The following is a 14,112-nucleotide window of genomic DNA, read 5'->3' as shown; positions in this document are numbered from 1 at the left end:
ATTTTAGGTTATGATGTTTTATCATCTTCTTTAGGTAGAGCTTATGTGCATTTTATTTATCGCTGTCGACATGCATCCCAAATGGCCTTTGATTGTTTGTGCTAATCGCGATGAGTTTCATCACCGCCCTACTGAACCTGCTCACTTTTGGCCAATTGCTGCCAGTTCAACTAACCAAGCCACATCCTCAGCCGCTCAAATCCTAGCAGGCAAAGACTTACAAGCAGGTGGCACTTGGCTAGGCGTCAATAAACTCGGGCAATTTTCAGCCTTAACCAATATACGCCTCCAATCTGAACATGAAGGCATGCGTAGTCGTGGCGAGTTAGTGCTTAAAGCCCTATCGGGTGACGGCTTATTGAATCAACAATGGTTGCATCAGCATAGTGACAACTACAGCCCATTTAATCTGGTTTATCAGCAAGATAACCAGCTATGGTGTTTTAATAGCGCTACAGCGGAAAATTTACCATTGAGCAAAGGATTTCATGCGGTCAGTAATGGCGCGTTAGACGATGTTTGGCCGAAAATGGCTAAAGGGCAACAGGCGTTAGAGCAACATGTATTGAGCCATGACGAGCCAGATATAGCACAAATGCTATCATTCATGCGCGATGAATCTGAGGCAGATGACACCGGTTTGCCAAACACTGGTATTGATCTTGAGTGGGAAAGATTACTTTCAGCGATATTTATTAAGCACCCAGAATATGGCACTCGTTCCACCAGCGTGGTGATGCAGGACAGTAAAGGTAATATTGAATTTACCGAAGTACGTTACGACGGTAAATCCAGAAATCTAGGGCAACAACGATTCAGTATAAGCACTGAATAGCTTGCCCATTTTGATAAAATAAACCGCTAGTCTGATGAATGATCATGAGTAATAACCCACTTATCATCAATACGTTCAATCAATAAGGTAAACACACCACTTGGTTTGTCCTTAGCGCGTTCTAATGTCCAGCGCCCAACGACGAGTGCCGCATAGTTACTGAGCATTTTAATTTCTCGCACTTTAAAGTTGAGCTTGCCCATTCTGGCAGAGGTTGGATAGCTACGCTTGTAACTGGCTAATATTGAATCCCAGCCATAGTTGTACTTACCATTAGACACAAAACGCAGCTTGTCGCTTTTCCAGTAACCTTGCATGTAAGCGTCAATATCACCGCTATTCCAGGCTTTTTCTTGGTTAGAAATAACAGAGCGAATGCGATCCGTCGGAATTGCACTGTCTGAATTCACTTCATCTAAAGAAATAGGTGCAGCATCTTCTGGGTTTATATCAACAGCAGCAACGGGGGTTACTGGTGTAAAAGCTTCAGGCTGCTTTGGCTTGTCATCATTATCAGCCACATTAGCCGGTTCATCAGGTATCACTTCACTGATGTCTGTAACAGCGTCTTCTACAGCAGTTTTTGTCTCAGCAATATCTACAGCTTTAATTGAGCCCACTTGCACTTTTTCAGTGGTTGTTGGCTTTAATGGTACTGATTTGAGAACTTGCTCAGTCGATGTTTCAGTAACCGTGTCAGCTTCTGCTACTGTTTGAACTGCCGTGTTATTTTCTGCAGCCGGTAAGGTGTCCATCGAGACTTTTTCAGTCGCGATACTCACCATTGAAAACAGCACACAAAAAACGCTGCTACTGATTATTGTAAGGTGCTTCACACACTCTCCTCGCTGATTGGATATGCTTGATTTCTCCAGAAGAAAAAAAGAATTAGTCCTTTTGTATTACGACAATGAATACGATAGGTTAGTTAACTATCACAGCATTGACGCTTAAAATGGGTTTGTAATCTGGCATTTTACCGACTCAATCGACACTGTAATCAGGCCGGTATTGTTTGGTAAACAAATCATAACCCAAATAATATTCGTAAAATATTTCATTATCTTATCGTTAGATTCTAGCGTATCAGATACAAATAAACTGGAAAATAGTCCATGTTTCGCAAAATTAGTTTATCGCTACTCACAATATGTGGTTGGCAGTTTGAGGGGAGCGCGCCTCATGATGGCCAGTTCATTATGGTCGTTGGCCCGCATACCAGTAATTGGGATTTTATTATCGGAATCATTGCGCGATCTGCGCTGGGGATAAACATCCATTTCTTAGGTAAACACCAATTGTTTATTCCACCTTGGGGCTGGTTCTTCAAATGGCTCGGTGGCAGCCCTGTTGATCGCCGTAAGAATAACAACATGGTCGATGCAGCAGTGCAGCATTTTGAAGCCGATAATCAATACAAACTAGCATTAGCCCCTGAAGGAACACGCAGTGCGGTTACCCGTTGGAAAACAGGATTTTACCATATTGCGGTAAAAGCGAAGGTGCCCATTATTACTGTGGGACTGGACTTTTCACGTAAATCGATAGTGCTCAATAAGCCAATGGATACCAGTGATGATATGTCAGCGGACATGAATCAGATACTGGATTTTTTTCGCGGTATAACGGGACATCACCCTAAGGTGATCCCTGATTATCAGCCTTCAAAAACACAAAAGCCGAACTAGACAAGGTTAATTCGGCTTTTGTTTCTGTCACTTTAATCAAACAGCTAATAACTAAAGTGCTAATGCACTTTAGTGTCAGGTTTAATACTGCGAATATCGTTACCCGTTGGGTTTTGAAATGCTTTTAAACCAAACTCAGGCAGGATGGCAAAGATATGGTCAAAGATATCAGCTTGGATCCCTTCATAAAATGCCCAACGTGTATCGTTAGTGAAGACATACAATTCAATAGGTAAACCTTCAGTGGTTGGCGCAAGCTGGCGCACCATTAAAGTCATGTCTTTATGAAGCTTATTATTATGGCGAAGATACGCATCTAAGTAAGCTCTAAAGGTGCCTACATTCGTTAAGCGACGACCATTCACTGGCATATCAAAATCATTAACCTGCTCATTTGAGTGATTGATTTCTGATACGACTTTAGGAAAGTAATCTTTGAGGTAATTCACTTTTGATAATCGTTCTATTTCTTGTTCAGATAAAAAATGAATACTATTCACATCAAGATTAATTGCGCGCTTGATACGACGACCACCTTTTTCAGACATGCCACGCCAGTTTTTAAATGCATCTGATACCAACGCATAAGCTGGGATCATCGTAATGGTATTATCCCAATTACGTACTTTTACGGTATTCAGCGACACCTCATCTACTGCGCCATCTGCGCCGTATTTATCCATTTGGATCCAATCGCCTTTACTCACCATGCGGTTGGCCGCAAGCTGAATACCCGCAACAAAGCCTAGAATCGTATCTCTAAACACCAACATGACTAAACCCGTCGCCACACCTAAACCACTTAAGAAATAGACGGGTGACTGATCAGCAAGCACTGAAACCGAAATAATGACGCCAATGAAAAATAAGAACAGTTTAAACAGCTGCACAAAACTTTTTACAGGCAAGCGACGGCTAATAAGCTTTACATCGGCAATTTCATTTAAGGCATCAAGACCTGCATAAATCGCACGAATAATAAAAATTACCACCAGTACGCTTAAACCGCGATCAAGTATGACACCTAATAAATCCTGATGGGTCAACACGATAGGTACGAATAGGTCGAGGATAAATGCAGGTACTAACAAGGCTAACTTTTCAAGCACGCCATAGCGCATGAAGATGTCATCCCAGGTCACTGCAGATTTGCGAATAACAGCATTAACCGCCTTAACAAAGACTTTTTTAGTAATGTAGTAAGCAATCGTTGCGACTAAAAAGCTGACAAACAATAGAATTGATGTCGCCACGCTATCGGAAGGCTGACTATTCACCCCTGCTTCCAGTAACCACTGGGCAATATCTGCGCGTAACTCGTTATCCACTACTTTCATTCCTTAATGACCAAAAAATCATTGGCTAACATATCATATTTCTGCTTTGAAACGATGGCAATCAAATATATGACAAAACATCAGTAAGCTTTCCACTGACATAAAACAAATTGTTAACACTAATGGCCTATTCAACGATATCGGCCGCAAAAATACGGGCAAATATTGACCTCTGATTGGCAAACCCTAACAATAGCGCCATCCAATCAGGTAGAGGTATTCATGAAAAAAATCTGGCTTGCCATTACATTCTCTATTAGCTTAGTTGCTTTTAGCCAACAAGCTCAAGCAAACACGACAGAAGAAGGTCAACAATACACTCCGTCAGTAGCCTTGCTGGTAGATTATGTTGATAGCCGTGGTGATATGTTTGGTGTCACGATTGCTGCAAAACATTTCGACCCAGATTATGCCGATTGGGGCTATTACATTGGTTATGCTTGGGGCGATAAATACGATCTTGATGTGCCTGAGCCTGGCGAAGGTTATGCTAAAGAATACATGTGGCGCTTCGGTCTAAGTTACAGCCTAACCCAAGACTTAAGTGTCTATGGTGGCGCAACAGCCTACATTTATGAAGAAAACACCACTGATAATATTGTGCCTTTCATTGTCGGCGGTGAGCCTGTGTGGGAACGCAGCCGCAACAAAGAATGGGGAGCTGAGTTTGGCGTGAGATATAACGTCACCAAAGGCTTTGTTATTGGTGCTGGTTACGATACGAGTGCTGATGCTGCCATTTTCTCTATTGGTGTAACCATGTAAGCAGATTGAGACTTGATGATCTGCAAGCAATGTTAAACATAAAAAAGGACCCTAAGGTCCTTTTTTAATGCTTGATTCTTCGCTTTGAACGATAAGCGAAAAATTAAAAGCTCGCTAACATTCCAGCAGGTAAATAGCGATTAAAGCTCGCGGTATAAAGTAAGTCTGTCGCGTTCTCAATGTCAGGTGCAAAGAAGCGATCTTTATCATAATAAGCCACCACTTCACGTAACTCAGCTTTAGCACTAGCAACCGCATCACTTGGCGCTAATGGCTTACGGAAATCCAGCCCCTGTGCAGCAGCAAGTAGCTCAACCGCTAACACACCTCGGGTATTTTCCGACATATCGCGTAAACGGCGCGCTGCAAACGTGGCCATCGAAACATGGTCTTCTTGGTTTGCTGAAGTCGGTAAGCTGTCTACTGAAGCTGGGTGAGCATAAGTTTTGTTTTCAGATGCCAATGCAGCCGCTGTCACTTGCGCAATCATAAACCCTGAGTTAACCCCGCCATTTTCCACTAAAAAGGGTGGCAGTTTAGATAAACTAGAATCGATTAATAGCGCAATGCGGCGCTCAGCAATTGAGCCTAACTCAGCAATCGCAATCGCTAAATTATCTGCCGCCATTGCCACTGGCTCAGCATGGAAATTACCACCTGAAATAATATCACCAGTGTCTTGGAAGACTAATGGGTTATCCGTCACGCCATTTGATTCGACACCTAATACCTCAGCAGCATGGCGAATTTGAGTTAAACACGCACCTAATACCTGTGGCTGACAACGCAATGAATAAGGATCTTGTACCTTTTCACAATCCACGTGACTGGCACTGATTTCAGATTCATCACCCAATAAGTTACGGAAAATCGCGGCAGAATCAATCTGACCTTTTTGACCTCGTGCCGCATGAATACGTGCATCAAACGGACTACGACTGCCCATTGCCGCTTCAACACTCATTGCACCAATGACCGAACTCGCCGCAAATAAGTCTTCTGCATGAAATAAACCTTCAAGGGCTAAAGCTGTTGACGCTTGCGTGCCATTCAATAATGCTAAGCCTTCTTTGGCCGCTAATTCAATCGGCTCAAGACCTGCAATTTCCAGTCCTTCTGCTGCAGTGATAATTTGCCCTTGATAGCTCATTTCACCTTCGCCCAATAACGGCAAACACATGTGTGACAGGGGCGCTAAATCACCAGATGCACCCACTGAGCCCTTTTCAGGAATACACGGATAAACTCCTGCATTTACCAATTGAATAAGGAAGTTAATCACCTCTATGCGAATACCTGAAAAACCACGGCTTAACGAGTTAATTTTTAACACCATCATTAATCGTACGGTTGCATCTTGCATGTATTGGCCAATGCCCGCGGCATGGGACAATACAATTGAGCGCTGCAGCAGCTGTAAATCTTCAGGCGCAATTTTGGTGTTCGCCAATAAGCCGAAACCGGTATTAATACCATACACTGTGCGGCCTTCATCAAGTACTTGCTGCACTAAACCTGCACTCGTATTAATATCAGCTTTCGCTTCTTCAGCGAGTGTTACATGGACAGCACTGCGGCTAATTTTACGCAGCTGGGCTAATGATAACGTGCCAGGACTCAGCAATAATCTATGTTGTGTTGCAGTCATTACTTGACTCCTTGCATCGGTAAATCAAGACCTTGCTCTTCAGCGCAGTCAATCGCAATATCGTATCCAGCATCAGCATGGCGCATGACACCAGTGGCAGGATCATTCCATAAAACTCGACCTAAACGCTCAGCTGCATCATCGCTACCATCAGCCACAATCACCACACCAGAATGCTGACTAAAGCCCATACCAACACCACCGCCATGATGTAACGACACCCATGTCGCGCCACTTGCCGTATTTAATAACGCATTCATTAATGGCCAATCAGACACTGCATCTGAACCATCAAGCATAGATTCAGTTTCACGGTTTGGACTGGCAACAGAGCCAGAATCTAAATGGTCACGACCAATCACGATCGGCGCCGATAGTTCGCCATTCTTGACCATTTCGTTAAATGCTAACGCTAAACGAGCACGGTCTTTCAGTCCGACCCAACAAATACGAGCAGGTAAGCCTTGGAACTCAATACGTTCGCGGGCCATATCAAGCCAATTATGTAAATGCGGGTTATCAGGAATAAGCTCTTTTACCTTGGCATCAGTTTTATAAATATCTTCTGGGTCACCCGATAATGCTACCCAGCGGAAAGGACCAATTCCTTCACAGAATAATGGACGCACGTAAGCAGGAACAAAGCCAGGGAAATCAAACGCGTTTTCTACGCCTTCCTCAAGAGCCATCTGACGAATGTTATTGCCGTAATCGGTTGTTGCCGCACCTGCTGCTTGCAGCGCTAACATGGCTTTGACTTGTACCGCCATTGATTGCTTCGCTGCTTTAACCACTGCCGCTTCATCTTTTAGACGCATTTCAGCAGCTTGGGCTAACGTCCAACCTTGAGGTAAATAGCCGTTTAACGGATCGTGTGCCGAAGTTTGATCGGTTACTACATCAGGCGTTACACCACGCTCAACTAACTCAGCAAAAATATCCGCAGCATTACCCAGTAATCCGACAGAGACAGGAGTACCTGATGCATTCGCTTGCTCAATCATGGCTAATGCTTCATCCAGTGAAGTGGCTTTTTTGTCGACATAACGAGTACGTAAGCGAAAATCGATGCGGGTTTCGTCGACTTCACATGCCAGTACTGAGTAACCAGCCATAGTGCCAGCAAGAGGCTGTGCACCACCCATGCCACCAAGGCCGCCTGTTAAAATCCACTTACCTGCAGCACTGCCTTCAAAATGTTGTTTTGCCATGGCAACGAAAGTTTCGTAAGTACCCTGAACAATGCCTTGGGTACCAATATAAATCCATGAACCTGCGGTCATTTGGCCATACATGGCCAGGCCTTTTTTATCGAGCTCATTAAAATGTTCCCAGTTAGCCCAATGCGGCACTAGGTTTGAGTTTGCGATAATCACGCGCGGGGCATTGCTATGGGTTTTAAACACGCCAACTGGTTTACCTGACTGCACTAATAAGGTTTCATCGTCTTCAAGACGTTGAAGCACTTCAATGATCTTGTCATAACACTGCCAATCACGAGCTGCGCGGCCGATACCACCGTATACGACTAAGTCTTCAGGGCGCTCGGCGACATCAGGATGAAGGTTATTCATTAACATGCGCATGGCAGCTTCTGTTAGCCAGCTTTTACATGCGAGCGTAGTGCCATGAGGCGCAATAATATTGCGACTAGGGTCGTGTCTGTTATTCATTGTACTTCCTTCAATTATCTTCAATCGTTTCGCACTGACTGCGCTAACGATTTGGCTTTATTATTAATTTACTGACTAAAAGTTAAATGACCACCTAGGCTAAATTTGCTACCTGGATGGGTTAAACGGGCAAAACTCACCACACCTTTACGAGACCAGGTGCGACGTATAATTTGTAAACAAGGTTCAGCTGCAGTAATGGCAAGCAGCTGCTGGGTTTGCTCATTGGCAATCACGGCTTCTACGGTATGACGAGCCTCAGTTAAAGGCGCAACTCGAGATAAATACTCATGGGGCGTCAGTTGATTAAAATCTTGCTGTAAATAATCAGGGATCATTTGTGGGTTCACATAACGCTCTTCTACCTGCAGGGGTTGCTCTTGTTCGCAATGCACCAACACAGAATAAAACACAGGGCTACCTTCTTCTAAGCCCAGCGAGATCGCCACCGCACCTTCTGCGCGAACTTGCGACAAGGCTAACTGTTTAACGCTATAGCCATGGCCGCGCTCTTTAATTTCATCGGCAATATTACGAATATTCAGCAGCGATGATTGAGACTTCAGCCCAGCGACAAAGGTACCTAGACCTTGGCTTCTTTCTAACACACCGGATGCAACTAACTCAGTTAATGCTCTGCGGGCGGTCATACGGCTACAGTCCATTAATTCAGTTAACTGGTTTTCTGATGGCACTCGATCATTTTCTTTCCATTCGCCCGACTCAATATGGGCTAAAATGTGCTGCTTGATTTGCTCAAATTTTGCTAATGCCATCGTGTTATCCAATCTGGTTATCAGGTCAATCGTGGTTATTAGGTCTATTGTCATCAGGGCTTTATTGCTGCAAACAACACCGATATCATGGAATAATGGGTGATGAAAGCCACTTAATGGCTAAAAACTCAGCACCAACCTTACCTTGTATATACAAGTAAAAACAAGTATTGTTTTGCTATTATTCTTTCAATTTATTGCTAATGCTGGAGTTGCCATGTCGTGGGATCATGTTTGGATAGACGTTAATTTAGCTACAATGGATCCAAACAATTCAGCCGCTTACGGTGCCATTACCGATGCCGCTATTGCAGTTAAAGATGGCAAAATTGCATGGCTTGGGCCTCGAAAAGAATTGCCTGATTTCGATGTGTTTTCGATGCCGGTATACCGCGGCAGAGGCGGATGGATAACCCCAGGTCTTATTGATGCTCACACCCACTTAGTGTTTGCTGGTAGTCGCGCCAATGAATTTGAAATGCGCCTTGAAGGGGCAAGTTATGAAGATATCGCCCGCGCTGGCGGCGGCATCATATCAACGGTTAACGCTTGTCGAAAAGCTGAAGAAGCAGAGTTATTCGAGCTTGGCCGTCAACGCTTAAATGCCCTAGCCAAAGAAGGTGTTACGACCGTTGAAATCAAATCAGGTTATGGCCTAGATACTGAAACCGAGGTCAAACTGCTAAAAGTGGCTCGCGAGCTTGGCCGTAATCATCATGTAGATGTCAAAACCACTTTCCTTGGCGCTCATGCAATTCCACCAGAGTACAAAGACGATGTTGAGGGCTATGTGGATTTGGTCGTCAATGACATGCTGCCAAAGGTTATTGAGCAAGGTCTTGCTGATGCTGCAGACGTATTTTGTGAGAATATTGCCTTTAATTTAGCCCAAACAGAAAAAGTACTTACCGCAGCTCAACAAGCTGGACTGGATATCAAACTCCATGCTGAGCAGTTATCCAATATGGGCGGCTCTGCGTTAGCCGCTAAGCTTGGCGCTAAATCTGTCGATCACATCGAATACCTTGATGAAGACGGAGTTAAAGCACTCGCGGCCAGTGGCACTTGTGCCACATTACTGCCTGGTGCCTATTACTTCTTACGTGAAACTCAGATGCCACCGATTGAGTTGCTGCGCAAACATCAAGTGCCTATTGTGGTGGCCAGTGACTTTAACCCAGGTTCATCACCAATTTGCTCAACTCTATTAATGCTTAATATGGCCTGTACACTGTTTAGGTTAACCCCTGAAGAAGCACTCAAAGGTATTACCGCAAACGCAGCAAAAGCGCTGGGAATAGAAGAAAAGGTCGGTGTTTTAGCCCAAGGCATGCAGGCTGACTTTTGCTTGTGGGATATCACTACCCCTGCGCAACTTGCTTACTCATACGGCGTTAACCCATGCAAAGATGTGGTTAAAAATGGCGTGTTAGTTCATCAATAATGCGAACCGAGCCTAATTTCAACACAAAAAAGCCGACAAACTTTTTTACTTAGTTATGTCGGCATAATTTGCGATTCTAATGACTAAAGCTGTCGATTGAAAAAACAGCCTTTATTCAAGTTCACTCACTGGAAGCCAGTTCACCTTCACACCCGCTTGCAAGAACATATCTTGGCTGACTTTAATTTTGTCACCCCAACGAGAAAGAAAATCTTCACTTTGCTCAGGGCAATAAACACCAGTGATCCCAGTTTGAATAATTTTTGCAGCGCAATTAGGACAAGGAAAATGCGTCACCCAGATATCACAGTCACCTAAATCACGCTTGGCGAACAAAATGGCATTTTCTTCTGCATGTAATGTTTTCAGTAATTTCATTTCACGGTCATCGGTTTCAGCACTATCAGAAATCCCGTGTGGATAACCGTTAAAACCGACTGAAACAATACGGTTATGCTTAGTGATCACCGCGCCAACTTGCGTTGATGGATCTTTACTCCATGATCCAACTAGCTCAGCCATCTGAAAAAATCGTTTTGCCCATTTTGAAATCATAGTGACAGCCTCAAAAGTTGAAATAAAACACCTGTTATGTGTCTATTCATAATACCTAAACTTCACCGTATTGGCAGCTAAATACATGGAATATCATTGATTTGAAGATAACTGCTATTCTAGACACCAATTTGACTAGCCATCAGACCCAATAAAGCTTAGGATCTTGAACAAGCAAATTTAAGGATTGGAGTACGTAGACACTATGGGTATTAGAGCGATTATCGTAGATACAGCTGGCACCACGACTGATCTAGATTTTATTCACGATGTACTATTTCCTTATTCAAAAAAAGCCATGGGCGACTTTCTGAATAAGAATCAGCACAACCCATTGGTTGAATACTGTATTAGTGACGTACGCGACCTTGCACTAGAACAAGACGCCTCTGTTGAACGCGTCACAGAAATCCTTGCGCAATGGATTGATGAAGACCGCAAAGCAACGCCACTTAAAACCCTTCAAGGTCTTATTTGGAAACAAGGTTATGCATCTGGCGAGTTCACCGGTCATATCTACCCAGATTTCATCGACGCTATCCCACGATTTGAAGCCGCTAACATGCGAATCTATAGCTTCTCGTCTGGCTCTGCTGAAGCACAAAAAATGCTTTTCAGCCATAGTGATGCGGGTGATTTAACCCCTAAATTTAGTGGTCATTTCGATACGCGTACGGGTAACAAATTAGATAAGCAAGCTTACTGTAATATCTTAAACACCATCAGCTTAAGCCCTAAACAAGTGCTATTCGTTTCTGATGTTGTTGAAGAATTAAAAGCGGCAGAAGCGGCAGGATTACATACTCGCCAAATGGTACGTTTTGATAATCAAAAAACCGCTAAATTTGCGCAAATCAGTGACTTCTCAGGATTAGATATCGACGCATAAAGATGTCTGTCATAATATAAAAAACGGCCTCTGTGGCCGTTTTTTATTGCCTGTTGTAACGTCGGCAGTGACATCTAGAACTAGAACTAAATCTAGAACTAAAACTAGAGTGACGCTTTAACACAGCTAAATATCCTCATTAAACAGTAGCACCACACTGCCACCACTTAGGGCACTATCAATATTGACCGTGACGCCAATTCCTACATTGGTCAGCCAAGATGACAATGAAGGGGTTTCAACTATCCAGCCTAGACCGGTTTCGTAATAGTGATTTGTGTTCATTGTTGCCACTGCATCACCCGTTAAATCTATGCGTTTGAATAAAAAACGCATTTCATTGCGCAGGTTCATCATTGGCGGAAGTGCGTAATGAAAAATAAAAGCATTACTGAAACGACCGACATTAGGCGAGCCATCTTGCTGGGGAGAATCGGTGTCAAACAGTTGCCCAAAAGCATAGTTATAACGGCTGATGAATTGCCACTTATTACCCCACAGCGTATCTTGATAATGCAACTCAATGGTAGGGTCGAGCATCCAAGCTGCATATGAGGTATTAAACAAGCTGCCATCTAACTCATCTTGAAAATCACCAAAATCGCTGCGATAGTCAAAGTCATTTTCATAGCGAATCAAATGCGCACCCACGGCTAATTGTAACCACCATTTGTCTGATAGCAGATACTTCCAGCGCTGCTCAGCAAACAGTAAATAACTTTTCTCATTAAGTTTATCAACCAGTGTTATATCGTCTGATAGCTGTAATGATTGCTTAGAATTGATATAAGAAAATTTTGCAAATGTCGCTCGCTGCCATTCATCTTCTTTACCCTGCCAGTCACTTTCCCAGGGGATCGAATAGACGCTAAGCTCTTTTCTACGCTGTATTGAAGTCTCTGATCCTGCATCGAATCGGTCAAGACTGACAATATTGTTAGGGTCAAAATTGACTACGCCCAGTGAGATTAAACTTGCATCAGATAACACGATAGCTGAAGCAATATTACCTTTAGCAATATCGCTGATACTTTGTTCAATTACAGGTGCCGACATTGAAGCCTTTGCCAGCAACATAGATAAGCCGATAAAGATGCTATTACGGATCATGACTCCTCTTTAGCAGGAAAAGCCGGTGACACGCATGCTTTCACATCAAATGAATACCCATATCGGCTTTCATCTTTTGCCGTGGGCAATACTTGTAAGATCTCATAGTCATTGAGTTCAACCACTTTACTATTGGGTTCAGATTCACAACGAGAATACTGGTTACCCTCAAAATAATAGATAAAATTGGCAATCGTCATTCTTACCATCAAGCGATAACTCTCTCGAATAATATCGTAACGTCGCTCAGCCGCTTCATCCGCCCCCACATCCAAACGTGTAACCTCGTTTTGTTGTACTTGTTTAATAGATTGTTGAACGGCATCCTCAATCACCTTTTGAGTACTCGCGGCGATATCTGGAGGAGTCACTTCGCTAACACTCGAAGTCACAGGTTCAGGCGCTGGCATTGACTCAGTAGAGCTAAGGTTTTCTAAGTTCACAACAGCTAAAATTGTCTCAGTCTCTGCCTTAGGTTCTGCCTCAGTCTTAGTCTCTGCATTAGCTTCGGCAATTTTCGCACCGACGGCTGAGAGCTTCTGCAAACTAGCTTCAATATCTTCAGTTTTTTCACCCGTTTCCTCTTCTAACAATTTGATCATTTTGGCTCTGGGATCACTGGTTTCAAAGGTGTTCTCAATATCACTTAATAAATACAGGTTAGCTAACACCACGTAAGCCAATATCATTCGCAGCAATATAGTGCGTTTTCGGTAATGCTCACTATTAGTAAAACGTATTGATTTAACGCCAAGCAAGTTAAGTAGTGGCATCAATACAAAGTAAATTGGGATGACGGCTTGCAGCAACATTAAAGCCACTCCGCTAACCAGTACGAACCATACCGGCATATAAAGCAGAATAACGAGATTGTGGGTATAGGTTAAATGATCTGCATCAACGCCTGAAACTTCATTAACTACAGAGGCTGCCCACACCAACGAAAAGTTAGCAATAATGGCGTAAAACAACAGCAGAAATGCTTTACCCGCTAAGCTATGCCAAGTTTTAGTAAACAATGGCCAAAACTCAATCATCATTGCAATCATGGCAATGATCCCCACCATCGTCACTCCATCAGTGGTAAACATCAAAAGAAAGGCGATGAAATACAACTTTTGCGCCACGGTCAGCTTACCGATGATGGTCTTAATATAACTGAGTATCACTCGAGGCAAGGCCGATACACTCTCAACGGGGCGATAAAGTAACTGCTGTAATCGTGGGTAGTTAAAAGAGTTCAAACGACGCATTCCATAGCAAATAGTGGTTTAACATTATCAAAACATATTGCCCAATTGATAGCAAAGCATTCCATGCTTGTTGAACTAGGTTTTGCCTGTTAACCTGAATAAAAATCAAACAAGCGTTTAACTTTATTAGGGAGCAAGA

General features: G+C 43.3%; 13 protein-coding genes. 5 read left to right on the top strand and 8 right to left on the bottom strand.

Features of this window, described 5'->3' with window-relative positions; genetic code table 11:
- The first annotated feature begins 43 nt into the window (after nucleotides 1-43).
- Nucleotides 44-835 carry an NRDE family protein gene (locus BCU84_RS08060; RefSeq protein WP_102527574.1) on the top strand — a complete coding sequence of 264 codons (792 nt, stop codon included), beginning with the start codon at nucleotides 44-46 and terminating at the stop codon, nucleotides 833-835.
- Nucleotides 836-861: 26 nt separating this feature from the next.
- Here BCU84_RS08060 and BCU84_RS20970 read toward each other — a convergent pair whose 3' ends face one another.
- The gene (locus BCU84_RS20970) at nucleotides 862-1,284 is read right to left on the bottom strand and encodes an SgcJ/EcaC family oxidoreductase (RefSeq protein WP_229370270.1); all 423 of its coding nucleotides are present in this window, start codon (nucleotides 1,282-1,284) and stop codon (nucleotides 862-864) included.
- A gap of 666 nt (nucleotides 1,285-1,950) precedes the next feature.
- Between BCU84_RS20970 and BCU84_RS08050 the strand changes: the two genes are divergently transcribed.
- Complete coding sequence (locus BCU84_RS08050; protein ID WP_102527573.1) at nucleotides 1,951-2,523, top strand: lysophospholipid acyltransferase family protein; 573 nt, start codon at nucleotides 1,951-1,953, stop codon at nucleotides 2,521-2,523.
- A gap of 59 nt (nucleotides 2,524-2,582) precedes the next feature.
- On the opposite strand, the gene BCU84_RS08045 is transcribed toward BCU84_RS08050, so the two are convergent.
- Nucleotides 2,583-3,851, bottom strand: a complete 1,269-nt coding sequence (locus BCU84_RS08045) for a mechanosensitive ion channel domain-containing protein (RefSeq protein ID WP_102527572.1) — start codon at nucleotides 3,849-3,851, stop codon at nucleotides 2,583-2,585.
- A gap of 231 nt (nucleotides 3,852-4,082) precedes the next feature.
- On the opposite strand from BCU84_RS08045, the gene BCU84_RS08040 reads away from it, so the two are divergent.
- The gene (locus BCU84_RS08040) at nucleotides 4,083-4,625 is read left to right on the top strand and encodes a TonB-dependent receptor (protein WP_102527571.1); all 543 of its coding nucleotides are present in this window, start codon (nucleotides 4,083-4,085) and stop codon (nucleotides 4,623-4,625) included.
- 103 nt (nucleotides 4,626-4,728) lie between these two features.
- Here BCU84_RS08040 and hutH read toward each other — a convergent pair whose 3' ends face one another.
- From hutH to hutC, 3 genes are all read right to left on the bottom strand, one after another.
- Entirely contained in the window at nucleotides 4,729-6,273 is a 1,545-nt protein-coding gene (hutH, locus tag BCU84_RS08035) for a histidine ammonia-lyase (protein ID WP_102527570.1), read from the bottom strand.
- A complete protein-coding gene (hutU, locus tag BCU84_RS08030; RefSeq protein ID WP_102527569.1) occupies nucleotides 6,273-7,946 on the bottom strand; it encodes a urocanate hydratase in 1,674 nt (557 codons plus the stop codon). Before hutU ends, hutH begins: the two co-directional genes overlap by 1 nt.
- A gap of 68 nt (nucleotides 7,947-8,014) precedes the next feature.
- Nucleotides 8,015-8,722 carry a histidine utilization repressor gene (gene hutC, locus BCU84_RS08025; protein ID WP_102527568.1) on the bottom strand — a complete coding sequence of 236 codons (708 nt, stop codon included), beginning with the start codon at nucleotides 8,720-8,722 and terminating at the stop codon, nucleotides 8,015-8,017.
- 217 nt (nucleotides 8,723-8,939) lie between these two features.
- Between hutC and hutI the strand changes: the two genes are divergently transcribed.
- Nucleotides 8,940-10,166: an imidazolonepropionase gene (gene hutI, locus BCU84_RS08020; protein ID WP_102527567.1), complete on the top strand. Its 1,227-nt coding sequence runs from the start codon at nucleotides 8,940-8,942 to the stop codon at nucleotides 10,164-10,166.
- 111 nt (nucleotides 10,167-10,277) lie between these two features.
- Here the strand turns inward: hutI and BCU84_RS08015 are convergent, their stop codons facing one another.
- A complete protein-coding gene (locus tag BCU84_RS08015; RefSeq protein WP_102527566.1) occupies nucleotides 10,278-10,721 on the bottom strand; it encodes a cytidine/deoxycytidylate deaminase family protein in 444 nt (147 codons plus the stop codon).
- A 205-nt stretch (nucleotides 10,722-10,926) separates the two neighbouring features.
- On the opposite strand from BCU84_RS08015, the gene mtnC reads away from it, so the two are divergent.
- Nucleotides 10,927-11,610 (top strand): acireductone synthase, encoded by a 684-nt coding sequence (gene mtnC, locus BCU84_RS08010; RefSeq protein ID WP_102527565.1) that lies wholly within the window; start codon nucleotides 10,927-10,929, stop codon nucleotides 11,608-11,610.
- Between the two features lie 126 nt (nucleotides 11,611-11,736).
- Here mtnC and BCU84_RS08005 read toward each other — a convergent pair whose 3' ends face one another.
- Both BCU84_RS08005 and BCU84_RS08000 read right to left on the bottom strand, forming a co-directional pair.
- Nucleotides 11,737-12,720, bottom strand: a complete 984-nt coding sequence (locus BCU84_RS08005; protein WP_102527564.1) for a Solitary outer membrane autotransporter beta-barrel domain — start codon at nucleotides 12,718-12,720, stop codon at nucleotides 11,737-11,739.
- Nucleotides 12,717-13,964, bottom strand: a complete 1,248-nt coding sequence (locus BCU84_RS08000; protein WP_102527563.1) for a hypothetical protein — start codon at nucleotides 13,962-13,964, stop codon at nucleotides 12,717-12,719. Before BCU84_RS08000 ends, BCU84_RS08005 begins: the two co-directional genes overlap by 4 nt.
- Nucleotides 13,965-14,112: the final 148 nt, after the last annotated feature.

Source organism: Shewanella sp. 10N.286.51.B7 (genome assembly GCF_002873615.1).
Taxonomy (GTDB): domain Bacteria; phylum Pseudomonadota; class Gammaproteobacteria; order Enterobacterales; family Shewanellaceae; genus Shewanella; species Shewanella electrodiphila.
Note: the sequence above shows the minus strand (reverse complement) of the source record. Positions and strands in the feature narration are given on the sequence as shown.